Annotated in this window: 21 protein-coding genes; 3 read left to right on the top strand and 18 right to left on the bottom strand. The window is 45.5% G+C overall.

The annotated features are described in order from the left end of the window. Positions 1–53 precede the first annotated feature (53 nt). The 3 genes from VL525_RS11675 to VL525_RS11665 form a co-directional block, all read right to left on the bottom strand. Positions 54–2,813, bottom strand: a complete 2,760-nt coding sequence (locus tag VL525_RS11675) for a PAS domain S-box protein (protein ID WP_325386676.1) — start codon at positions 2,811–2,813, stop codon at positions 54–56. 4 nt (positions 2,814–2,817) lie between these two features. After that, on the bottom strand, positions 2,818–4,104 hold the full coding sequence (gene glyA, locus VL525_RS11670) for a serine hydroxymethyltransferase (protein ID WP_325386674.1): 1,287 nt from the start codon (positions 4,102–4,104) through the stop codon (positions 2,818–2,820). 227 nt (positions 4,105–4,331) lie between these two features. Continuing rightward, a complete protein-coding gene (locus VL525_RS11665) occupies positions 4,332–5,069 on the bottom strand; it encodes a segregation and condensation protein A (RefSeq protein WP_325386672.1) in 738 nt (245 codons plus the stop codon). A 229-nt stretch (positions 5,070–5,298) separates the two neighbouring features. Here VL525_RS11665 and dxs point away from each other — a divergent pair, with 229 nt between their 5' ends. Further along, positions 5,299–7,227: a 1-deoxy-D-xylulose-5-phosphate synthase gene (gene dxs, locus VL525_RS11660; RefSeq protein WP_325386670.1), complete on the top strand. Its 1,929-nt coding sequence runs from the start codon at positions 5,299–5,301 to the stop codon at positions 7,225–7,227. A 9-nt stretch (positions 7,228–7,236) separates the two neighbouring features. Here the strand turns inward: dxs and VL525_RS11655 are convergent, their stop codons facing one another. Further along, positions 7,237–8,868 (bottom strand): gliding motility protein RemB, encoded by a 1,632-nt coding sequence (locus tag VL525_RS11655; RefSeq protein ID WP_325386668.1) that lies wholly within the window; start codon positions 8,866–8,868, stop codon positions 7,237–7,239. 31 nt (positions 8,869–8,899) lie between these two features. Further along, positions 8,900–10,036 carry a GDP-mannose 4,6-dehydratase gene (gmd, locus tag VL525_RS11650; protein ID WP_325386666.1) on the bottom strand — a complete coding sequence of 379 codons (1,137 nt, stop codon included), beginning with the start codon at positions 10,034–10,036 and terminating at the stop codon, positions 8,900–8,902. A gap of 408 nt (positions 10,037–10,444) precedes the next feature. On the opposite strand from gmd, the gene VL525_RS11645 reads away from it, so the two are divergent. Continuing rightward, a complete protein-coding gene (locus VL525_RS11645) occupies positions 10,445–10,951 on the top strand; it encodes a DinB family protein (protein WP_325386664.1) in 507 nt (168 codons plus the stop codon). Between the two features lie 13 nt (positions 10,952–10,964). On the opposite strand, the gene VL525_RS11640 is transcribed toward VL525_RS11645, so the two are convergent. The 12 genes from VL525_RS11640 to VL525_RS11585 all read right to left on the bottom strand — a co-directional run bounded on the left by VL525_RS11640 (position 10,965) and on the right by VL525_RS11585 (position 22,376). Beyond that, positions 10,965–11,534 carry a DUF3109 family protein gene (locus tag VL525_RS11640; protein ID WP_325386662.1) on the bottom strand — a complete coding sequence of 190 codons (570 nt, stop codon included), beginning with the start codon at positions 11,532–11,534 and terminating at the stop codon, positions 10,965–10,967. 62 nt (positions 11,535–11,596) lie between these two features. After that, the gene (locus VL525_RS11635) at positions 11,597–12,379 is read right to left on the bottom strand and encodes a DUF3108 domain-containing protein (RefSeq protein ID WP_325386660.1); all 783 of its coding nucleotides are present in this window, start codon (positions 12,377–12,379) and stop codon (positions 11,597–11,599) included. Positions 12,380–12,404: 25 nt separating this feature from the next. Continuing rightward, complete coding sequence (locus tag VL525_RS11630; protein ID WP_325386658.1) at positions 12,405–12,920, bottom strand: DUF2480 family protein; 516 nt, start codon at positions 12,918–12,920, stop codon at positions 12,405–12,407. 126 nt (positions 12,921–13,046) lie between these two features. Next, complete coding sequence (locus VL525_RS11625; protein WP_325386656.1) at positions 13,047–15,137, bottom strand: SurA N-terminal domain-containing protein; 2,091 nt, start codon at positions 15,135–15,137, stop codon at positions 13,047–13,049. Between the two features lie 111 nt (positions 15,138–15,248). Continuing rightward, a complete protein-coding gene (gene lptC, locus VL525_RS11620; protein WP_325386654.1) occupies positions 15,249–15,830 on the bottom strand; it encodes an LPS export ABC transporter periplasmic protein LptC in 582 nt (193 codons plus the stop codon). A 10-nt stretch (positions 15,831–15,840) separates the two neighbouring features. Further along, complete coding sequence (locus tag VL525_RS11615; RefSeq protein ID WP_325386652.1) at positions 15,841–17,163, bottom strand: hypothetical protein; 1,323 nt, start codon at positions 17,161–17,163, stop codon at positions 15,841–15,843. After that, positions 17,156–17,899: a type III pantothenate kinase gene (locus tag VL525_RS11610; RefSeq protein WP_325386650.1), complete on the bottom strand. Its 744-nt coding sequence runs from the start codon at positions 17,897–17,899 to the stop codon at positions 17,156–17,158. Before VL525_RS11610 ends, VL525_RS11615 begins: the two co-directional genes overlap by 8 nt. Further along, positions 17,899–18,591, bottom strand: coding sequence for a phosphoribosylformylglycinamidine synthase subunit PurQ (gene purQ / locus VL525_RS11605; protein ID WP_325386648.1), 693 nt, complete (start codon positions 18,589–18,591; stop codon positions 17,899–17,901). Before purQ ends, VL525_RS11610 begins: the two co-directional genes overlap by 1 nt. Positions 18,592–18,636: 45 nt before the next feature. Further along, positions 18,637–19,623, bottom strand: a complete 987-nt coding sequence (locus VL525_RS11600) for a DUF6427 family protein (protein ID WP_325386646.1) — start codon at positions 19,621–19,623, stop codon at positions 18,637–18,639. A gap of 38 nt (positions 19,624–19,661) precedes the next feature. Beyond that, positions 19,662–20,666, bottom strand: coding sequence for a glycosyltransferase family protein (locus tag VL525_RS11595; protein WP_325386644.1), 1,005 nt, complete (start codon positions 20,664–20,666; stop codon positions 19,662–19,664). A gap of 67 nt (positions 20,667–20,733) precedes the next feature. Further along, positions 20,734–21,588: a UDP-2,3-diacylglucosamine diphosphatase gene (locus tag VL525_RS11590; RefSeq protein WP_325386642.1), complete on the bottom strand. Its 855-nt coding sequence runs from the start codon at positions 21,586–21,588 to the stop codon at positions 20,734–20,736. A 257-nt stretch (positions 21,589–21,845) separates the two neighbouring features. Continuing rightward, positions 21,846–22,376, bottom strand: coding sequence for a DinB family protein (locus VL525_RS11585; protein WP_325386640.1), 531 nt, complete (start codon positions 22,374–22,376; stop codon positions 21,846–21,848). A gap of 123 nt (positions 22,377–22,499) precedes the next feature. On the opposite strand from VL525_RS11585, the gene VL525_RS11580 reads away from it, so the two are divergent. Continuing rightward, entirely contained in the window at positions 22,500–23,312 is an 813-nt protein-coding gene (locus VL525_RS11580; RefSeq protein WP_325386638.1) for a hypothetical protein, read from the top strand. Here the strand turns inward: VL525_RS11580 and VL525_RS11575 are convergent. Next, on the bottom strand, positions 23,307–24,041 hold the full coding sequence (locus VL525_RS11575) for a YjjG family noncanonical pyrimidine nucleotidase (RefSeq protein WP_325386636.1): 735 nt from the start codon (positions 24,039–24,041) through the stop codon (positions 23,307–23,309). The two genes, VL525_RS11580 and VL525_RS11575, sit on opposite strands and share 6 nt — an antisense overlap. Between the last annotated feature and the right edge of the window lie 132 nt (positions 24,042–24,173).

Below are 24,173 nucleotides of genomic sequence, written 5' to 3'. Positions count from 1 at the left end.
CACGATTTCAGGATTGAAGCGATTTGCAAGATAGTTGATTAACCAATCACCGGTTAACTAACCTTCTGATACTTCACCAGCTTGTCATATAATCCTTTCGGGTCGAACGGTTTCAGGATATAGTCGTTCATACCCGAGCTGTTGATCTCGTTGATCTCGCTGTTCAGCATCGACGCGGTAAGCGCAATAATAGGCAACTGCTGATAGTACGCTTCGTCCTTTGAACGGATGATCTGGGTAGCCTCGAGGCCGCCCATTACCGGCATATGTATATCCATCAAAACAACATCCAGGTTAGGGTTGCTTTCTACTTTTTCCACCGCTTCCTGCCCGTTCTCGGCAAACTCAATAGTTGCGCCCCACTTGGTAAGCACCTTATTAATTAATAACCTGTTTATCTGGTTATCATCAACAACCAGTACATTTAATTGTAAACCTGTTTCCACTTTATTATTGTCATTTACAGCACTTGCGTGCTCCTTGTCAAATTTTATTGTAAACCAGAAAGTCGATCCTTTTCCTAAAACGCTATCCACATGAATTGTGGCATCGTGTAACTCTATAAGTTTCTTGGTGATAGCTAACCCCAAACCTGTACCGCCATATTTGCGCGAGGTATCAGATTCGGCCTGTTTAAACGACTCAAAGATGGTGTTTATTTTGTCATTTGCAATGCCTATACCAGTATCAGAAACGGCGAAACGTATTTTTACATAGCTGTTAGTCTGCCCGATAACCTGCAGATCAATGGTTACGCCACCCGTTTCGGTAAACTTCACCGAGTTACCTACCAGGTTCAGTAATATCTGGCAAAGACGTGTCCGGTCGCCAATTACGGTCTTTGGTACAGCTTCGTCTATGGAATGTTTCAGGTAAATCTTTTTCTCGCTCGCATTAAACTGCATCGAACTTGTAATACCCTGCACAAGCTCCTGCAGCTCCACCGCGGTTCTTTCCAACTCGATATTGCCTGTTTCTATCTTGGTAAAATCAAGCACATTGTTAATGAGCGTCATCAGATTCTCGGCGGAGAACTTGAGTATGCCCAGGTTTTCCTTGTGTATCTCTTCGGTATTATCATCCAGCAATAAGTGCGACATACCGATCACTGCATTCAGCGGGGTGCGTATCTCGTGGCTCATCACCGATATGAACATATCCTTGGCCCGGCTTAGCTGCAGGGCCTCTTCTTTCGCCGCTATTAATTCTATTTCAGCCTTCTTTTTAGCTGTTATATCTATAATAACTTCAATGTATTTATCAACTGCGCCGTCGCCGTCCAGTATCACCGAATTAATGACGGATATCCATAGCGGCAGGCCATCCTTGCGGTAAACCAGCAAATCGACCTCAAATGATTGCTTATTCCTTGAAAGCTCGCGTGATTTCTGAATGATAGAAACATCCGTTAGTTCACCTCTCAGCACATCGCCAAGGGGCCTTCCTTTCGCATCCGCAATACTGTAACCGGTTATGGTTTCAAAAGCCTTGTTCACCCACTCCACTTTGCCTTTGTTGTCGTTTATCACAACTCCGCTGGTAGTGCTGCTGGCCACAAGCGATAATAATTTCAGCTCTTTTTCGGCTTCCTTACGTTCGCTGATGTCCACCATCATGCTGATGTGGCGCTCCACGCTGCCATCTTCGTTAAACAATGGACTATTGGCAATAGACACCCATATCGGGCTGCCGTCTTTCTTATATACTTTGAGTTCTATTTCGTAGGCCCGGTTTTCCTTAAAGGCTTCAACCGCCCCGCTATACACGGCCATATCCGTTTCTTCGCCAATAACGAGCGTGCCAACGGTTTGGCCCCTTACATCGTCGAGCGAATAACCCAGTAGTTTTTGCAGGGCTTCATTAAACCAGATGATCCTTCCCTCGTTATCGCGCATTACAATACCGCTCGGCGATTTTTTTGCCGCGAATGATAGGATATCCAGTTCGGTCTCCACCTTTTTTTGCAGGGTTGCATCCCGGCCGGTGGCATACCACTTATTATCTTTGAATATCAGTTGCCATATAAGCCATTTTACGCCACCGCCGCTTGTTAAAACCGGGGTTTTAATTTCAAATGTCTTTAGTTGTTTTGCTAATCCATTCTTGATTTGTTGCCTGGCCGACACCGTGATCCCTTCAGAAAAGAATGTCCAGAAAACATCGCCGATAAGCTGCGATGGCTTATAGCCCCAAATAGTAGCAGCGGCCTTATTCACCATCTCTATCCGGAATTCCTTATCCATCAAACAATGGATAACGGACGATGTATTGAACAAGCTTAAAAAGTCGTTGTTGGTGACAGTGCTGGCCTTTAGCTCCTTTTTATATTGGATCCTCACCAGGTGCGACACCACGCTGTCGGCTAGAGTACGTAACGACATCAGTTGCTCGCTGTCCAGTTTCCGGGGAACGGTATCCATGACGCACAATGCGCCCAGCCTGAAACCATTTGGATCGATAAGCGGTGCGCCGGCGTAAAACCGCACGTGGGGTTCTTCTACAACAAAAGGGTTTTTACTAAAAATTTCGTGTTCGCAAAGGTCCTCAACTTCGAGTATACCGGCACCCGTGATGGCATGGTTACAAAAGGAATCAACACGCGGAACCTGCTTGATATCTATGCCAACGCTCGATTTAACCCACTGTCTATCGGCATCGATAAAAGTGACAAGCGCAATAGGAGCCTTGCACACAAAAGAGGCAAGACGGGTAATAGCGTCAAGTTCCTTGTGCGGCGATGTCTCCAGGACCGGGTATGATCGCAGAGCCGTTAAGCGTTTATCTTCTGAGAATGTTAATTGCTGTTTATTCACTTAATTAATCCGAGCCCTTTTGCCGGTATAATGGAAACGATTCCATTAACCTATGCACCCTTTTACGTATTTTACGCAAAGAAGGTTCATTCTCGGGATCAATTATTACAGCATCTATGAGTTCAACTATCAGGTCCATTTGCTTTTCTTTTAAGCCGCGCGTCGTAATAGCAGCGGTGCCCACGCGGATACCCGAAGTTACAAACGGCGACTTATCGTCAAACGGAACCATGTTTTTATTTACGGTTATATCGGCAGCTACCAGGGCGTTCTCGGCAGCTTTACCGGTGATATTTTTATTACGCAGATCGATCAGCATCAGGTGGTTATCTGTACCCCCCGAAATAAGTTCGTAACCGCGATCGACAAATGATTTAGCCATGGCGGCGGCGTTCTTTTTCACCTGAACGATATATTTCATATAGTCTTCGCTTAAAGCTTCAGCAAATGCTACTGCTTTGGCGGCAATGATATGTTCAAGGGGTCCGCCTTGCGTACCCGGGAAAACAGCCATATCCAACACTGCCGACATCATTTTCACCTCTCCCTTTGGGGTTTTTTGCCCAAATGGGTTTGGAAAATCCTTACCCATCATAATAATGCCCCCACGCGGGCCGCGAAGGGTTTTATGTGTGGTGGTGCTAACAATATGGCAATGCGGCAACGGATCGTTCAGCAGGCCCCTTGCTATCAGCCCGGCCGGGTGCGATATATCAGCCAGGACCAAAGCTCCCACTTTATCGGCTACCTTGCGGATAAACTCGTAATCCCAGTCGCGCGAGTAAGCGGACGCACCACAAATGATCATTTTTGGTTTTTCGGCCAGGGCAACTTTTTTTAGCTGATCGTAATCCACCAGCCCGGTTTCCTTTTTTACGCCGTAAAAATGCGGCTCGTACAATTTACCCGAAAAGTTAACCGGCGAACCGTGGGTTAAATGGCCGCCATGTGAAAGGTCGAATCCTAATATCTTGTCGCCGGGCTGCAGGCAGGCCAGCATTACTGCGGCATTAGCTTGCGCGCCTGAATGCGGTTGAACATTCACCCATTCGGCATTAAATAGCTGCTTTGCCCTTTCAATAGCGATGGTTTCTATCTCATCAACTACCTGGCAACCGCCGTAATAACGCTTTCCGGGCAGGCCTTCGGCATATTTGTTGGTAGCAACGGAGCCTGCTGCCTCCATTACCTGGCGGCTAACAAAGTTTTCCGACGCAATCAGTTCAATGCCTTCTTCCTGGCGCTGTTGTTCTTCATCCAGCAGCTTAAATATTAATTTGTCTCTTTTCATATGGGGGCTAAAAACGCCGCTAATTTAGCAAAGATTGAGCGATTAGTGATTAGTGATTAGTTAATTAGTGCGCTGTGTGAGTAAAATACAGTTGTTAACATAGCGAATTAGCCTTTGAACGGGACATGCCGTGATTTCCGCCCGGCTTTGCAGAAAGGAAAATGTTTGTTATGACGAATTTGACAGGAATCGGCGACAACTGATCGCTGATCACCGATCGCTGGTAACTACCTGGCAGATATCCAAAAGTTATTGAAACCCAACCCGATCTGTATCTTGATGATCTCTTGCTGCAACATTTCCAATACCGCCAGGAAATTATATACAAAATGCACCTTATTCTCCGAACGGTTGGCGATTGATTTGAAGTCAAGTCGCTGGTTTATTGCCAGCAAATCGTTGATAGCTTTTTTTTGCTCCTCTATGGTATAAGGGTATTGCACAACGGTATGGGTCACTTCTTCGCTCCGGTTCAAAAAGCGTTTGGTCACTTTATCATACACATTCATCAGTTTATACAGGCTGATCTCGGAAAGCTCCTCGCCCGGCACAGTCACTTTATCTACCTGCTGCAGATCATACGCTATATTGCCGCGCTTCTCGCGCCTAAAACGGTCGTCCTCCAAAGGCCGCAACAATTCGCATATTTCCTTAAATTTCTTGTATTCTATCAGCTTTCGTATCAGTTCTGCCTTCGGGTCGTGTTCCGTGCCTTCTTCCGCCTCGTAACGTGGCAACAGCATTTTTGCCTTGATACGCATCAGCGTGGCCGCAACGAAAATAAATTCGCTGGCCAGCTCCATGTTCAGGCTGTTCATCTGGTGGATATAATTCAGAAAGTCGTCCGCTATGCGGGCGATAGGAATATCCTGGATATCCAGTTCATCCCTTTCAATGAAAAACAGCAGCAGGTCGAACGGCCCTTCAAACTGTGGTAACTTTATCTCGAAACTCTCTTCAATCATATCAATCCCAAAAGTATACGCTAATAACCGGGTATCGCCATAAAAGTTATTAAGATTGCGAAAATAAAGTGGAAAACTTTCTTAGCGACCGCTAAGGCAAATTCGCTATTATTATCTGTGCTTAAACTAATAGGGCCCGCAGTGTTAAATACATTATTACGGCCTTTTTTCGCAAATAATAACATTAAAATAGCTTACTTTTGTAAGTTGAATTTTTAAAAGGATATCAATGCAGGTAGCAGCTGGAGATTTACTACAAAAAATAAACTACCCGTCTGATTTAAAGCAACTTACCGAAGAACAGCTCGAACAGGTTTGCCAGGAATTACGCCAATATATCATTGATGTAGTATCGGTAAATGGCGGCCATTTCGGTGCAAGCCTCGGTACGGTTGAACTTACCGTTGCACTGCATTATATCCTGAATACGCCTTACGATCAGCTGGTTTGGGATGTTGGACATCAGGCTTACGGACATAAGATACTGACCGGCCGCCGCGATATTTTTCATACCAACCGTATGTATGGCGGTATAAGCGGATTCCCAAAACGTTCGGAAAGCGAATACGATACTTTTGGCGTTGGGCACTCTTCTACCTCCATTTCGGCCGCGCTGGGTATGGCTGTGGCTTCCCGCTACAAGGGAGAGACTGACCGCCAGCACGTAGCCGTGATCGGCGATGGCGCTATGACCGGCGGTATGGCTTTCGAAGCGCTGAACCATGCTGGTATAGAAAATTCAAACCTGTTGGTTATATTGAACGACAACAACATGTCGATTGACCCGAATGTGGGTGCATTAAAGGCTTATTTGACCGACATTACCACCTCGAAACCTTACAACCGTTTCCGGGATGATATAGCTCATGTGCTTACTAAGATATCTTCCATCGGTCCCGATGCCTTCAAAATGGCCAAGAAGATCGAGAAAAGTATCAAAGGTACGCTTCTAAAAAAGAGTAATCTATTTGAATCACTGCAGTTCCGCTATTTCGGGCCGATAGACGGGCACGACGTAAAACACCTGGTGCGTGTGCTGCGCGACCTGCGTGATATACCCGGGCCAAAGCTTTTGCATTGCGTTACGGTAAAGGGCAAAGGTTACGCATTAGCCGAAAAGGACCAGACCAAATGGCACGCTCCGGGTTTGTTTGATAAAATAACCGGCGAGATCAAGAAAAGTAAAGCTGAAAAACCACAGCCCCCAAAATACCAGGATGTATTCGGCCATACCATTATTGAACTGGCAGAGCAAAACCCGAAGATAATGGGCATTACCCCGGCCATGCCTTCAGGCTGTTCACTCAATATGATGATGAAAGCCATGCCCGAGCGCGCCTTTGACGTAGGTATTGCCGAACAACATGCGGTAACTTTTTCGGCTGGTTTGGCAACACAGGGTCTTGTGCCTTTTTGCAATATCTATTCCAGCTTTATGCAAAGGGCCTACGACCAGGTGATACACGATGTGGCCATACAAAAGCTGAATGTGGTTTTATGTCTCGACCGTGCTGGTATCGCCGGCGCCGACGGCCCAACGCATCACGGCGCTTACGACCTTGCCTATATGCGTTGCATACCAAATATGACGGTATCTGCGCCCATGAACGAAGAAGAACTGCGTAACCTGATGTACACTGCCCAGCAGGAAAACATGGGGCCATTTGTAATTCGTTATCCCCGTGGCACAGGTGTGATGGTTGACTGGCAGCGCCCGATGAAGGCCATACCTGTTGGCAAAGGCCGCAAAATTTGCGATGGGGAAGACGTCGCAATTCTTTCCATAGGCGCTATTGGCAACGAAGTAGTTAAGGCGACAACCGAACTTAATAACGACGGCTTTTATCCCGCCCATTACGACCTTCGCTTTGCAAAACCATTGGATGAGGCATTACTGCACGAGGTGTTTAAGAAATTCGGCAAGGTGGTTACCGTGGAGGATGGCTGCGTTGACGGTGGTGCAGGAAGTGCAGTGCTTGAGTTTATGGCCGACAATAATTACCAGGCTGAAGTGATCCGTTTGGGTATTCCAGATCATTTTGTTGAACACGGCGAACAACCTGAACTTTGGGCCGAATGCGGTTATGATGCTGCCGCTATTGTTAAGCAGGTAAAAAATATGGGCATCCGCAGAAATGCCCATACTATCGCTTCATAACAGCGCAGCCTAATGTGTTTTATAACTGGCCAAATCAGTATATAAATTCCTGAACGAGCTTCTTAATCCAATCGTAAACCAGGCCGTCTTGTCGTGGAATTGCGCATTCTTTTCGTCACGGATGATACCCCCGAGCTCAATTCTTAAATTATATTTCGGATTGAGAAGATAAGCCACTTTACCTTCAAGATAGATCATATTGGTAGTCAGGCCCTGACCTGTGTAGTTGCCGAATTCCCGTGCCGGGTCAATATACACCTGGAAAATGTCCTTACCATAATTGATCGTATTGCCATTTACGTCCTTAAGGTCAAGACCGTAGTGCCCGTAATCCACCTCGCCCGAGAAATCAAACCGTTTGTAAGTATAGTTCAGCAGACCCACAAATTCGCGGAAATTTGCACCCCATGGATGCGCCAGGGGTTCGCCCTGCTCCGAATAGTTGATGATCTCCGACCGTTCTGAGTAAGTGTATGGCTTAGTGTTATTCGTCTCGAACAAATAGCTCAGTGATTTTACGCCGAACATATCGCCACCCCTGATGCCCAGCTGCCAGCTATATTTATTGCGCGAACTGCCATCGCTTGAGAAAAATTCCTTGGAAATAAACTCGTCAAGTAAAAATTGCCCGTAAACGGTAATACCATTACTGATCTTGTATTTACTGGTCATAGCTATCAGGGCATTATCACCCGAACCGCTTTGCGCTTCAACGGGCCTCAGGAATATGATAGGATTAACATACTGGAAATCGAAGCCCCGTGGATGTCCCTGGTCGTCAGCAGCGGCCCATATCACCGCATCAAAGAAACCTACCGAAAAACGGTTGCTCACATTCCAATCTAAATAATGAAACACGCCCCATTTTCTGCGGTCATCACCAAACGAATTGAACTTTGGCGCCAGCGGATCGTCCATATAGGCCCACATAGCCATATATTGCACATTGCCCAATTTACCTGTTAATTTCAGAAAAGGGTATGGCGCAGCAACATCCGACAACAACATCGAGCGATAGCCATCCCCAATAAAAGTTTTATCCTGTCCAAGCGTAATATTAAGGTATTTTACAGGTGTATAAGAGATCAGCGCCGTTACGTACGACCAGTCTTTCGTATTTTTCCCGGAGCTGCGGTCGTAACCCTGGCCCGGCACCTGCCCCACTTGGTTTATATAAGTGTTAAGATATTCAGGGTAAACAGCCTGGTTCTCGAAACCGCTAGTGTAAAAGTAAAATTTACCGCCTATGGTACCGCCTGCCTGGTAGCCGCGTGTGTTCAGCCAGGTATTTTTACTCCCCGAAAAATCCTTCCCAATGGTCAGATCTGGCAGATAATCAGCAAAAAAGGTATAGTCCTTTTCCCGAACATCGAAAAGGTGCTCATTGAATAATTTGCGGTGCGCCCAGCTATGTTTTCCGCTGTCTGCGCCTAACCCCATTAGCGCATCATAATGGGTTTTTACCAGGCTGTCGTCGATAAAAAAAGGCTTTAGAGCAGTGTGCGCACGCGATTGTGTGTTATAAATATCAGGATTAAGCTTTTGGTAGAACTGGTATGAGTATGGCTGATATTCCGATTGCGCGCTGGCAACGCCCGAAAAAAGGACGAATATCAGTATAGGGGTAAATAATTTTCTCATAGAGGTTTATTTAGTTTTATAATAACCTTGTTTATTCAAAATAGTTTAGGGTCTTAAATCCACCCTTTGTCAAGTAATCATCTTTTTTGACTAACTGAAGATCAGCATACACCATATCCTTTACCAGCGCCTCCAGATCATATTTTGGCACCCAGCCCAGTTTCTCTTTTGCTTTCGTCGCATCGCCTATCAGCAGTTCAACTTCTGTCGGCCTGAAATATTTCGCATCTACCTTTACTACCGTCTGTCCAAATCTTAATGCGTCGGCGTTTAAACCAAGCCCAGTTACTTTGTCCTGGTCAATATCGATGATGACACCCTTCTCGCGTTCGTCCTTACCGCTGAATTCTATTTCTATCCCTAATTCGGCAAACGATGATCTTATGAAATCGCGCACGGTAGTGGTTACGCCGGTAGCTATCACAAAATCTTCGGCCTTATCCTGCTGCAGCATCAGCCACATCGCTTCGACATAATCTTTTGCATGACCCCAGTCGCGTTGGGCCGACAGGTTACCCACATACAGGCAGTTTTGCAGACCAAGGGCGATCTTCGACGCCGCGCGGGTTATCTTACGCGTCACGAATGTTTCGCCACGCACCGGGCTTTCATGGTTGAACAGGATACCGTTGCAGGCGTACATATTGTAAGCCTCGCGATAATTGACGATGATCCAATAGCCATATAATTTAGCAACCGCATAAGGCGACCTGGGATAAAATGGTGTGGTTTCGCTTTGCGGAACTGCTTGCACCAATCCGTAAAGCTCAGATGTGGATGCCTGGTAAATACGCGTTTTTTCCGCCATCCCCAATAGCCGGACGGCCTCCAGTAATCGCAATACCCCTACACCGTCAGCATTGGCAGTATATTCGGGCGTGTCAAAGCTCACTTTGACATGGCTTTGGGCAGCAAGATTATAGATCTCATCCGGCTGAACCTCCTGTACCAAACGGATAAGATTGGTCGAATCGGTCATATCCCCATAATAAAGCTTGAATTTTACCCCGGTTTCATGCGGATCGTGGTAAAGGTGGTCGATACGGTCGGTGTTGAATAAAGACGATCTCCTTTTGACGCCGTGCACTTCATACCCTTTTTTAAGCAGAAACTCAGCCAGGTATGCCCCGTCCTGCCCGGTAATGCCAGTGATCAACGCCTTTTTCATGGGATAAGTAAACGTATTTACAATACAATATTATCCAATTTAATTGTAAATGTTGGCATGCTGCCTGTTTATGAACTTTTTCATCTGTTAGCAGGTGTTCACGCTACCGCCGCTTGCCAAACACAAGCCGGGTACAATCCTCTCATTATCAGCATATCCAAAAATCATCATCACCAAAAAGTGCCCCATTTTTGCGTTTTCCGTGAACACTTACAAGCAATTGCTGACAAAACACTGTCACCGCTTTAACGGGTTTAATAATCGAAATTTGTATATACCGCTACCTGTTTATTGTGAAAATAAGCCGCCCGTTCTTTGACATTATAACCGTAAAGTAAAACTCTTTGCACGTTCGTGGATATGTGATCTGTACATGTTAGCTTCGGCGTAATAATCGGGCAAATCGCTATGAAACACACCAAATGGTTCGACAGGAAATTTGACTTCAGTGGCGAACAAAACATTTTCCCATCCATTAGCGAGCGCCTTCGCGGCACACCGGCCCGGCTCGAAGAAAAAATGCGGTCGGTCCCTGCCGAAATTTTGGAGACTAAGCCCGGCGGCGCCTGGTCAATAAAAGAGAATATAGGTCACCTCACCGACCTGGAACCGCTTTGGCAGGGGCGCCTGGATGATATCATTAAAGGCGAAAAAGAACTGCGCCCCACGGACCTGGCAAACCGCAAGACAGATGAGGCAAATCATAACGCAAGATCATTGGACGACCTGCTATGCGGGTTCAGGCAGATACGGGCACAAACCATATTGGCGCTTGAAAAGTTGGATGAACAGATCATCTTCAAATCGGCGCTGCATCCCCGGTTAAAAACTCCTATGCGCACTATGGACCTGTTTCTATTTGTCGCCGAGCATGACGACCACCATTTGGCGATGATTACGGAATTGATGAGGTAAGCTGAATGAAAAACTAAAGCGGCATATTGTCTACCGCATCTTCCAATTCCTTATACCAGTCCGCCCCATACTTACGGATCAGCGGTTCTTTCAGGAATTCGTGCACATGCACTTTTAGCTCATCGCCAAAAGCGCAGGCAGGGCTGCAAATACTCCAGCGATCATAGTTTAAGACTTCAAATTCGGGATATTTTGTAATTCGGATAGGGTACAGGTGGCACGAGATCGGCTTTTTCCAGCTTATGGAACCGTATTCATAAGCCTTCTCAATAGCGCATTTGGTAATGCCGTTTTCCCAGGTCACATACGCGCATTCTTTGTTTGTGTCTACACAAGGCGTAGTGTAGTCGCCTTCAAAGTCGGTAACATGAGTGCCGTTTTCCTCAATTGTTTGAATGCCTTTTGCGGTCATAAAAGGCTTCACTTTCGGGTATATCTCGTCAAGTATGGCAAGTTCATCGTGATTAAGCGGAGCACCCGAATCGCCCTCAAGGCAGCAGGCCCCTTTGCACTTCTTCAGGTTACAAACAAAATTTTCTTTCACCACGTCATCGTGCACCAAAACACTGCCCACTTCTATCATAATTCAAATTTCTAAATGTAGTCTTCCGGTCTTTCCGACTTATGCGGACTTCCGGACAACCTTCAATCTTTACTCACCGGGTTCAACGGATACTTTAATCCCGATGCAGCAGTAAGGTCCATATTGAGACTGCCAACTATCAATTCCACATGCGCCTTTACAGGGATGCGGTTGCCGTCGTCCGTTATCCAAAGATACAGTTTGCTGTCTTTTCTGAAAATACGCCCTGGTATAATAGTGGGGTTAAACTTAAGGCAATTAAAGGTACCCATGCTGCATGTCACTTTTTCCTTGCCCATGTAAGTTATAGTAAGGGTATGCACGCCGTCTTCCAAAAAATATTGTATATCCATCTTCTCTCCTATCTGCAGTTTCGATACATCAATACAGCGGGCGTAGTAATAGGACGACAGAAAATCGAATACCTTACCTTCAAGGGGGAAAATGCCTTTTTTAGCCTTGATGGTATGGTTACGATGATTAAATACGACAATATCGGTATGCTTATAGTTCGATTCGTGCCTGTTCTCGGCATAAAAATATGGTTCTATCGTCTGCTCATCAACATAGGTCTCGTACCTGTTGCGTACCTTATAAAAAACATCGAAAGTGCCCGCGGTCTTTCCTTCAGCGATGATGTGATAAGAAGGCTTATCCTCAAATTTCAACGGGGTTTCCTCAACGCGGATATTGGCTTCAGCTGCGGTAAAAATACCATACTTCATCTTATAGCTCAGCTTTTCCCCGGGTTTAAAGGCAGGCTCATCTATTTTATTAAGTTGCTGGGCTTGGGTTTTATTAAGGCTGGTAACTGCCAGAAGAAATGCGATCAGGTATATCTTCATCGGCCGCCGGTATTAAAGGCTATCATTAGTCTTTTCGTTTATATATAGGGACTGTCGAGCAGGGCTCACCAAACATGATGCTTTTAGCTACCGGCGTCAGTTTTTTAGTTAATTCAACATAAGCCGATACGGGCACCTCGGTATCGCCGCACCCCTTAATAACGATACGCTGATCGCGATATTGCTCCACATCCATAGTGGCCATGCCTTTTTCAAACAACACGGTTTCAAGTACGGCAGCATCCCCAAAAACCACGTCTTTGGCATAGGGAGCCAGTTTATTTGCTATCAGCATGTAGGCCCAGGCGGGTACAATGGCATCGGCTGTACAGGTTAAAGCAACATTTTTGCCTGTGTATTGCGCCCAGTCGTGCCCTTTCACAAACTCCCTGAAATCCTTCTCGCGCAATATCAGCTCCATGTAAAGGTTATCCTTAATATCATATACCACACGCTCGCCCTGCGGGTAAAATGCAGCCGGATCAAGCGTTACTAACCCGCTCTGGGCAACCTTATTAACTATATTTTCCTGGATATCCATTTTAAAAACCTTTAGCATTTTGCCTCTGCTAATCCTCTCTCCTTCAGAGAGGGCAGGTTGAGGCTAAATAAAAAATCCGGGAACGGCCGCACGCCATTCCCGGATACAAAGTTACTTTAAAATCTATTATAAGAATTTAGAACGGTAATCTTTTACATTCGCCTTATCTTTCAGCGCATCAAACAGGGCTGATTGCGACCGCTGGGCTAACGCCTGGCCGATCTGCTCGCGCTCCCGTACTGCGTTCGCAAGCGGCGCGGGGTTAATGAAGTTATCAAGCGAAAATACAAACACGCCATGCTCGCCCTCAATCGGCTTCGACAGTTTGTTCGGCTTAGAACCAAACACCGTACCCACAACTTTATATTCAAGTGATAGACCGGGGATCACCGGGTTAGCGAAAACTATATTCTGAACAGGAACCACTTTTTCGTTAACTTTTTGAGCAACCTGGTCGATGTTAGCCGTTCCATTTTCTGCAGCCTGGAATTTATCAAGCAGTTGTTTTGCCTTTACATGGTTGCGTACGGCACCCTCAATCTGTTTCTTTACTGCATCAAGCGGCAAAGTACCTTTAGGTTTGATCTGTGTCAGAACGGGAACGATGTACTGGTCGCCTGCAACATATACCTGGTCGGCCACGTCGCCTTTATCAGCTTTAAACGCCCAGCGCACCAGCTGGCGGGCATCGTCCACACCCTGGAACGAAGAGGCCAGCGGCTGTATATCTTCTGCCGTTTTCTTTGTTAAGCCCTCTTTTTTTGCTTCGGCATCAAAGTTATCCCGTGTTAAAGCACCCAGGAACTTTTGGGCATTGCTATAAGCCACACCCTGTGTCTTGCTGCTTGCGGCAACCGGTTTATCTACTACGGCAACTTTAACCACTTTCGAGGAACCTTTTTGCTCTTCTATTTGTAGCAAATGCACACCAAATTGTGTGGTGACGATCTGCAGTTCGCCTTTTTTTCCATCAAACGCAGCATCGTCAAATGGCGCTACCATAGCGCCACGCCCGAATGTTCCGAGATCACCGCCTTTTTCGCCCGATTGCTTATCGATAGAATATGTTTTAGCAAGCTCATCGAACGATTTACCGGCTTGTATCAATTTCTTTAACGAATCGGCTTTTGCTTTTGCCTCAGCTTCGCCCCCGGCGCCGATAGGCAACAGGATATGACGTGCTTTTACAGAATCAGGGCCTACTCTTGAATCGATAAGTTTGGCTATCTTGTAGCTTCCGTTTGAAAAATACGGACCATAAACAAATCCGTTTGATTGGTTAAACATAACCGAATCCAACTGGGGGTCGCCCAACTGCCCCTTGCGTTTAAATGTAAGCGGGGCTTTCGTTTCGGCGTTTATCTGCACAAAAAGCGAGTCGTTCGTGGTGCTTTTCAGTTCAGGTACCAGTTTTTCAACCTGTTCTTTAACAGTAGCTGAATCCTCTTTTGAAGGTGCCGCACTAAAGCTTACATAGTCAAAGCTGCGCGTCTCCTGTTTGTTTTTGAATTGATACTGGTGGTCGTTATAGTAGCTTTGGTAGTCATCATCCGTCAGGGTCACCTTGCTATCGGGGATAGATGCATAATCCAGTGTTACATATTTAAAGTTGGCCAGCTTGTTCTTATTTTCGTAATCGTCCTTTGCATCAAGCGAATTTACATATATGCCATTGCCGGTAGCGGAGATATATTTTTGAGCCAGTTTATTGGTGCCCAGCTGGTCCAAAAACTGCAACCACTGTATCTTCATCGGGTCATCGGCTTTTGCAGCATTAATACTTGCTTTAAAGTTATTGAACTTAACCTGGTCCACTTTACCGGTTTTAGGGTCGCCAAAATATTGCAATATCTGCGGATCGGGGTTATTGCCGTTAACCATCGCATTGGTCTCATCGGCAGTCACTACCAGGCCCAGTTTATCAATTTCTTTGTTCAGTATTACCCGGCTCACTTCCTGGTTCCAGGTCATTTCCTCCATATAAGTTGTAAACTGCCCCGAAAGGTTTGTTTGGCCTGATTGCTGTTTAGCCTGTTCAACACGTGCCTGGAAATCTTTATAAGATATTTTTTCGCCGGCTACCTCGCCAAGCGCATCACTGTCGCCCCTGAAGAACGAACTTCCCGAACGCAGCACTTCACCCAAAATAAATGCTAAAAGCGAGGCGCCAATCACAATCGCAACTATCTTGCCCATGCGCTCGCGCAAATAATTCATTACTCCCATAGTATTCTATTACAATATTTTAATTTATTCAAAAGAGGGGCGCAAGATACAATTTTTAGTAAAATTTTAAACAGAAAAATTTCCATCGTTATAGTAAGCGTTTTATTGCCCTATCTGCTTACTGTCAACATGTATAATCCCTGTTGAAGGGCCGAATTTCCAATGATTTAACCCCTCGTCGCTTACAAAATTCAAACCGTCCAGTATACTTCCGTCTGTCATCTGCACATGCACCGGCTTATCTGAATGTATCTGCCGGGTATTTTCATCCCATATCAATTCATCGGAATGGAATGTTTCGCCTTTTACATTGGTACCTACCACATTTTTGCGCAATTCAATCACTTTTTCGGCCACGTGGCGTATTGCATATTCGGAGGTTATGGTACAGGTTTGCTGAAGATTAGCATCGTAGAATATCACTTTCACGCCCTTGGGCATTTCCGTGTAGGGTTTGGCAACTTTGGTGTAGTCAAGCATCAGCGGCGATGTCATGTGTGCCTTAACTTTGGCCGAATCGCTCCAGATTACATCTACGTTAGTATAGCGCTGTACGGGTTTTGTGGCCTCGTTTGCCGAAATCTTCTTTAGGTCCTTCAAGTCGTTCTCACAACCGGTAACCACCATTGTTGCGGCAATAATTACCGTCAGAAATAAACCTGGTAATAACCCTGCCTTTTTCATACCGGGGGTATTAGTCAAATTTGAACCGCCTGAACCACTGGTCATTCAGCGTGAGCGCAATGTGAAAGTTCACATAATTTTCCTTGATCAGGCCATTATCAACCGTTCCGCGCTTACCGATCTCCGCCGAAAAATTCACTTTGTAAAATGCTGATGAAGCACGGTCGTGCGGCAGCGGTATGCCTAAGCCAAAAGTAACTGCCTGCCTTTTTATGCTGGTATTATTAAGATTGAGATAGGTGTCTTCGTAAATAAAGCCCAGGCGGTAATCAATAAGAGCCAGGTAATTATTCAGTGCGTTCACGTTGGGTGTCCACTGTCCGCCAACGTTCAGCATTTTGCTGTCCTGTAATCCCGCGTTGGTTCCGGCAATTGACAGATCGGACCATTTACCGATGGAGTAATCTACCCCCACCAAAAAACTCAGGTCTTTCTGGAACACTATGCCGAAATGATTGATGGCCGGCAATTGTAGTTTGGCCTTGGGGTTGTTGTTATTGACAAGGCTATCCGTTGCCACGCCTTCGCTGCCGTTCGAGATATAATATTGGCTTACGATATAGCTATTTTGCACATTGATCTTATTACCGATAGACGCCGAATAACCCAATACCAGGTGTTTTGAGGTCGAAAAATCGATGGAATATTGCGCGCCGTAATCAAAATTGAATCCGCCCACTTTGTTGTTTTGCTCTGTGCGGGAGTTTAAAAAACCAACTGCATTAGGTATTTCGGTCGATTGATCTTCTTTAAGGCTGCCAAATATGTACGATGCATTGGCGCCCAATGACAAGTGCTTACCTATCGAGAATCCGTAACCAACATACGCTTTTGAAAGGCCGCCGTCGCCGGAATAGATATAATTCACCGTATTTGTATCAACAGGTAAGCCTGACCCCAGGTTGGGCCGCGAGATTTTATATTTATAGCCCAGTTCGCTGTAAGGGAGCAGGCCAAAACTAATGGCCGAGCTCTGGCTAACAGGGAAAGCAAATGCAATATGGCTAAGTCGTGTATTGCCGTTCCTTTGCTTAGCCGAGGTATCGTTCCTTAGTGTAAGCGAATTGGTATACAAACCTGCGTCTATTACGGTAAGATGTATCTTGGAATATGCAGCCGGGTTTAAAACGTTAATGGTACTATAACTGGTAAGCGAACTGGTTGCCGTACTTATACCCCCCATGCCTATGTTTTGGGGTAAGGTAGGCTGAATATAATCACCCAATCCGTAACGCGAATAGGGCGAACTTGTAGTAGCAGTAGATTGTGACCTTGCTTCCAGCACGCAAACAGCAAGTAAAAATGTTATAAAGAGCCTGGTATATTTAATCATTATTGTATCGTATAGCTGCGTTTAATCCTTTCAGAACCAAGTAAGGCTCATTTTTAACATAGGGGGCAAAGATGCTATTTTTCAACAGAGTATCAAAAAAAATACTGTCGCCCCCGCTTAGCAATATATTCAGTTCAGGCTCATTTGCCCGGTAGCTTTCAATGAAGCCAAACACCTCGTATTTTATCCCGTTCTGCACCCCCGAAAGTATCGCTGTTCGGGTATCATCTCCGTACCTATTATCAAACTTCCCATCTGCCTCAACCAACGGCAATGCCCCCGTATAATAATTCAATGCTTTATAACGCATATTTAATCCCGGCGATATACTGCCTCCGAAATAATTCCCGTCAGCATCCACATGATCGTAAGTAATGCAGGTGCCGGCGTCTATTACCAGGCTGCTTTTCCCCGGGTATAATTCATGGGCGCCCATCACTGCCGCCAACCTGTCCACACCAAGCGTTTCGGGGCTTCCATACCGGTTGCGGATGCCTGCGGTCATATCCCTTGTAAAGTATTTAAGGTCAAGCTTCTCTTCAACAACCGCGCGCCATTCTTCCTCCTGGTTCCTGACGGACGATAAGATGGCAATATCAATATGGTATTTTTCGATCAGTTGGAGCAAGGTTTTTGCACCGGTTACCGGCGATTGTTCAGTATGTAACAGGTTGTCCTGCTCAAAAACTGCAACTTTGGTAAGGGTATTGCCAATGTCAATAACCAGGTTCGCCATCAGGCCTTCACCATTGATAATATGGATTCGAAGATCGGCAAGCCGTCCTGGTTAGCCAGTAAAGTATCGGCGGCACGCTCCGGGTGCGGCATCATGCCAAATACGTTCCTGCCCGCATTACATACCCCGGCAATATTTTCAATTGATCCGTTAGGGTTCGATTCCGGTGTAATATTCCCAAACTCGTCACAATACCTGAACAATACTTGGTCGTTATCGTTAAGCGCTTTCAGTACGTCGGCATCAGCAAAATAATTGCCCTCTCCGTGGGCAATGGGTATCTTAAGCGGCCTTTGCAGGTCGATCTGCGATGTCATCAGCGAATCGTTGGTCTGAGCCTTCAGGTAAATATTACTTGAGTTGAATTTCCTATTGGTATTGTGGAGCAGTGCGCCCGGTACCATGCCTGCTTCGGCCAGTATCTGGAAACCATTGCATATCCCCCAAACATAACCGCCTTTTGCAGCAAACTGGATCACCTCATTCATAATAGGTGAAAAGCGGGCTATAGCACCCGACCGCAAATAATCGCCGAACGAAAAGCCACCCGGCAGCACGATAAAATCGCAACCCTGCAGGTCATGATCTTTATGCCACAGGCGCACCACCTGCTGGCTCATAATTTTTTCTAATACGTAGATGATATCCTCATCGCAATTAGAACCGGGAAATATAACTACTCCGAACTTCATGCCACAAATCTAAGATAACCCCCGAAATTAGGACGAATTTAAAAGTTAAAAAGTGTTAAACTGGAAATAGATGATGCTGGCCAGCAGGATAATATACAACGATTCGTAAAACCAGCGGTAATTGGCGTAAAGGAAATAATAAGCGAAAAATATGGCCGCCGGGATGGCGCAAAGCAAAAAGTGGTCGAGGTGAAAATCGGGGCGGATATAAAAGGAGAAACCAGCTATCAAAAACATCATCATCAAGAGCTGTAATGACTTACGTGTTTGAACATAGCTTTTGAAAAAATTTTGCTGCAGCTTGAAAAACCCTAAAACCAGTATAATGATGACCGGTATCAGCACCAGGTAATTATAATAGTTAAAGCTGATAACCACGTTGAATTTTGCCGCCAAAGGCAGCCAGATGTCATAAAACTGCTGCATACGGTCGCTGAGGTAATAGGACACCGCCAGGAAGAAAAAGATGGTAGCAAAACCAATAATACAGGCCACCCATTCGCGCCAGTTGAACGGGCGGAAAACCATTAGCGCCAGCCAAATGGTTAGAAACAGGTAAATAAAAGGCAGGTAGAAAAGCGTGCCTACCGCTACTATCATTCCTAAATCATAAGATGTTGACTTAATATCCTCTCCTTTATAAAAGCTAAAAAGCTTGAAAAGCATCCATATCACCAGGAAATTACATACCAAAGGTGCGCTCAGCATCAGGAAAGGTGTGAACAGGCTTGAGGCCGTTACATACATCAATGCCGGCAAAAAGGTCGACCGCCCCAATAAATTATGATAATTGACCAGGTAGTTGATCAGCAAAGCCTGCGCATACACTAAACAGCTTGCCAAAAAAAGATCGGCGACCGGTGGAATAACATATTGGTATGAATTGGGTAAATGGAGCCGTGAAAAAAGCTCGGCGAAGGGAAAATTCTCTTTAACAGGTATCGCCGACAAAAAAGTAACGCGCAGCAATATCAGTATCACCGCCAGCCAAAGCATATTCAGCGGGTTGTAGGATCTGAAAAGTTTGATCATGGCTGCTTATTTCAGCGCAATATTAACAGAAAAACTGCTTATGCAGAAATGGAACCCGGCTTTGCGTAGCGTTTTACCATGTCGTCCACTATGCGCGCTGTATCATCGGGGAAGTTAACCATCACCTTTTTATCATCGGCTATCCAGTTGTTTAAGGTGGCGGCAAAACTATCATCTATCGTATGCACAACGGGCACGCCAAGCCTCGAGGCTGCTTCTGCATTGCAACGCTGTTCGTATTGGCCCGTCATCGGTATCATCAGCACCTTTTTTTGTAAAAATAGCGCTTCGGCAGGACCCTCGAAGCCGCCGCCGGTTAAAAGCCCTTCGCAACTGGCCATGCTTTCGTTAAAGCCCTCGTTGCTTACCGGGAATATATGGACATTACCTTCGCGATAGGGGGTTTTCTGGCGTTTCGAAAATATCTGCCACTCCACATCATGCGTCTGGCTAAGGTGTTTCAGCAGGGTTTTATCATCATAAGCGGGCAGATAAACTGTATAATGGCCTTTGTTGGTCGGTGTGGTATTGCGTATGTCGCTTCGGATAACGGGCGTGTGAATAAAATCATCGTATTGCTCAAAGTGAAAGCCGATATGATGTTTTGTGGGCGAATAATATTTAAACAGCCACTCAGCATAGTTCCACCTGCCGGGCCGGGGCGTCTTTTTTGAAATGAAAGAGCATTGGTGGCTCAGCGATACCGATTCCAGCTTTTGCCGGCGGCAGGCCCAGGCGCTTACCGGTTCAAAATCATTGATGATAAGGTCATATTGTCTTAATGGCAAGTGATTGATATCGTGCCACAACTGGCGCAGGTTCATCAGTTTGTAGGTCGCCCATTTATCTACCCCGCCTTTGGTACCGAACACAAAACTGAAACCATGAAGCCGGTATTTAACCGGCTGCGATAAGGAAACTTCGGCTTCGGTGCCGCTTATCAGCAGGTCGAGCTCGCCATATTGCTGCAACAAGGGAACTATTTCGCGCGCCCGGCTGATATGCCCGTTACCCGTTCCCTGTATAGCGTAGAGTATTTTCATTGTGTGTTGAAAATTGGAATGTTGCAACCGTCAAATGTTACATTATCCTTTCAACTTTCCAACAAATTTAATGCACTTCTAATTTAAATCGCTCCAGCAGGTTCCTTACGTCCATCTTGGCGTCCAGGTCCTCGGCATCGGTCAGATCCTCTTCGTCCGTGTCGGCCCTGAAATTGGCAGGGTCGTATTTAAATATCGTCCATTCCCGGTTATGGTATTCCAGCGCGGTTAGGCTTTCCACCCAATCGCCCGAATTCAGGTATAAAACCGATCCCGATCCATCGGTCGCCTGCATCACGCGCATTTCGGCCTGGTGAATATGGCCGCATATCACATAGCTGTATTTTTTCTCCACCGCCAGGTCAGCAGCGGTTTGCTCAAACTGGTTAATGAATTTTACGGCGTCCTTAAATTTTCCTTTCACTTTCTTGGAAAAGCTCATCTTTTCGCGCCCTATTTTGGTTAGGAACCAGTTGACAAAACTATTGATCAGGATGAGCGTATCATAACCGACCGCGCCCAATTTAGCCAGCCATTTGGAATGCTGCATGGTTACGTCAAAGACGTCGCCATGGAATATCCAGGCTTTTTTGCCATCAATATTAAGTACCACTTTGTTCTTCAGTTGAAATGATCCCAGGTCAAAATCGGCAAACTTGCGCAGCATTTCATCATGATTGCCGGTAAGATAATACACCGGCACGCCTTCGGTCACAAATTTCAGGATGCGGCGCACCACCTTCATGTGGGTTTCGGGCCAGTATGATTTGCTGAATTGCCATATATCGATAATATCGCCGTTCAGGATCAGCATCTTCGGTTTGATGCTTTTTAAATATTTCAGCAGTTCCTTAGAATGGCACCCGTAGGTACCCAAATGCACGTCGGAAATAACGACGATGTCTACTTCACGTTTTGCCATAAAATATCAGGGGGATAATTTTCCTTCCGGCAGATATTACCGGTCACGGGGTTGAAAGAGCGTAGTATGTAACGACTATTCGTCGTCTTCGTCCTCATTAACCTTTAATTCATAAGGGCTGGCGTAGAATATGCCTAACAAAAGCAACAAGCCCACAACAACCAAATACGCAAACTCAAAATTCATATTGAGATATTTAACAAATGTCAGCAATTCAGATTATCTGAATGTTAAGACTACATGAAATATAAAAGGTTTCATCTGGTTTGAACTTTTTTTTCAACACGATCGAGCTGTTTTAAATGGTGTTTGGAGTGTACCAGGATAAATTTAAACCATTGGGCGGCGTTCAGCATACCCAGGCGTGCGTGTTTTATTTTACAATGCGGCGATGAATCGCGGATGAGTTGCGCTACGCTGTCCACGCGTTTTCGGCATTTAACCAGCAGGTTGCGGGCCTCTTCCTTACTTATCTTTTTGGCCGGTATAACAGTAGCAACCCCTTTGGGCACTCTTACCGGGAACGGCGGAAAACAGTTAAACGTTAACACGAAAAAACCGATGGCCGAACGTCCTTTTGATGTCGGCTTGCAGGTGTTCAGCGTGCATTTTTCGGCAGCTATCGTCGAACTGAGATTGGCCTGCAAAATATGAGAGTAAACCTCTGCGTATGACCAGCCACCACCCGGCGGTGTCAGATCAAACTGATCATCAGGAATAGTATCCAGCCGGCCGCGGTAAATATTCAATACCTCATCAATTGCTTTCCGTTCCTGTTCGATGGTCATGGCCTGTAATAGATCAATAATTGCTATCGGTATTGTACGAAGTTAACTATAATACTCCATATGAGTTATTGATGCGCTTGTACATCCTGTATAACTTCGTTCATCACAATAAAGAAATTGATCATGAAAAAGTTATTATACCTAACCATTCTGTTAAACTGCATCTCTGTATTCGTTTTCGGCCAGGATAATAAATTGCAATTATCAGTTGGTTATTCGCACGCCATCATCAGCAATTTTACCGGCGATACCTACAAACGGAGCTCGACTATTTTTGATAATAATTTCAGCGATACTGTTGGCAGTAAAAAGCACAATCAGCTAAACGGCTTCGATATTTCAGGGGCATACCGGCTTTCTGACCATTTTGCTGCAAAAGCAAATTTTGGCTGGTACACCGGTTCATCTGCAACAGTGGCTCCGGGCGGTTCTTTCGGCAGGGGCAGTGTCAGCCAACCAACCTTTATCCTGCTTATTCCCGACTTGTCAGATCATACCAAACAAACCTACTTGTCTGTGCTGGTAGGTGTAGAATACAAAGATTTTAAATCGGCGCATAAACTTAACCCTTTCGGCCATTTGATGGTTGGTGCCGGTTTTGAAAATGCCTCATCCGATCTCAGCAATACTACACACGCTATAATCTACAATGCTCAAAAGTTAAAGGTAAACAGCATGGCCTTTACAATCGATGCAGGTGCGGGGCTTGATCTTAAGTTGAACAGGAATTTTGATCTGCGTATTATCCAGGTCGATTTTTTGCCGGCGTTCCCCGGCAAAAACAATATACAGAAACAGGGTGATCTGCGCGGACCATTCTCCGGAACTCCATATCCAACGGAGCAGTTGTATGTTGAACAAAATGTAAATACATGGAATAAATTCCAGGCCAATTTCCGGTTCGGGACGGGCGTGGTATTTACGCCGAACCTATAAAAGTTGAATTAATTCTTTTAAACTACTGATCTGCACCGGCACATCATCAGGTTTATCTAAACCATTCGGATTAAAATAGATAGCATCCATACCGAAGTTCAGGGCCCCGTACACATCAGCCTCCAAACTATCGCCTATCATCAGGCTCTCAGTCACGGAAGCTTTGGCAAGATCAATTGCGTACTGAAAGATAGCCTTATCGGGCTTATTGGCACCGGCTATTTCTGAAATGATGACGTTCTGAAAATAGCCTCCTAAATTCGTGCCGTTGATTTTAATATCCTGCGACTCACTGAAGCCATTTGAAATTAAATGGAGTTTGTATTTAGATTGCAGGTATTGAAGGGTCTCGTGCGCGCCGGGGAATAAGTTCGTTTTTGTGGGGCACAGTTTCACATAGTCATCTTCAAAACCAACAGGTATCAGATCGGGATGGGTTCCCAGGTCAAGGAACGTTTGTTTGAACCGCGCCTCGCGCAGCTCCGCTTTCGTTATTTTGCTCAAATGATATTCGGCCCACAACCGGTGATTATTACGGGTATAAGTTTCGATGAAAAGATCGGCCGAGTGTAAACCCAGTTCTTTTAATTTATAAATACCGTAAAGCTCGTGCAGGGTTTCTTCTGCATTTTTATCGAAATCCCAAATGGTATGGTCGAGGTCGAAGAAAATATGTTGGTATTTTTTGATGTCGGATGTCAGATATCCGATGCCGGAATTATTATTCATCGGTCAAAATTACCCAAAAATTCAAATAATATTTTCTCTGTGTCCTCTGTGTGAATCTCCGTGCACTTTGTGGTTAAATTTAATTGCGGAGCTTGTCAATGAAGATGTCAATTTTCCAAATTCGAAATTGAA

The sequence above is a fragment of the Mucilaginibacter sp. genome, assembly GCF_035492695.1.
Classification (GTDB): Bacteria; Bacteroidota; Bacteroidia; order Sphingobacteriales; family Sphingobacteriaceae; genus Mucilaginibacter.
This window is presented reverse-complemented; position numbering and strand designations above follow the sequence as displayed.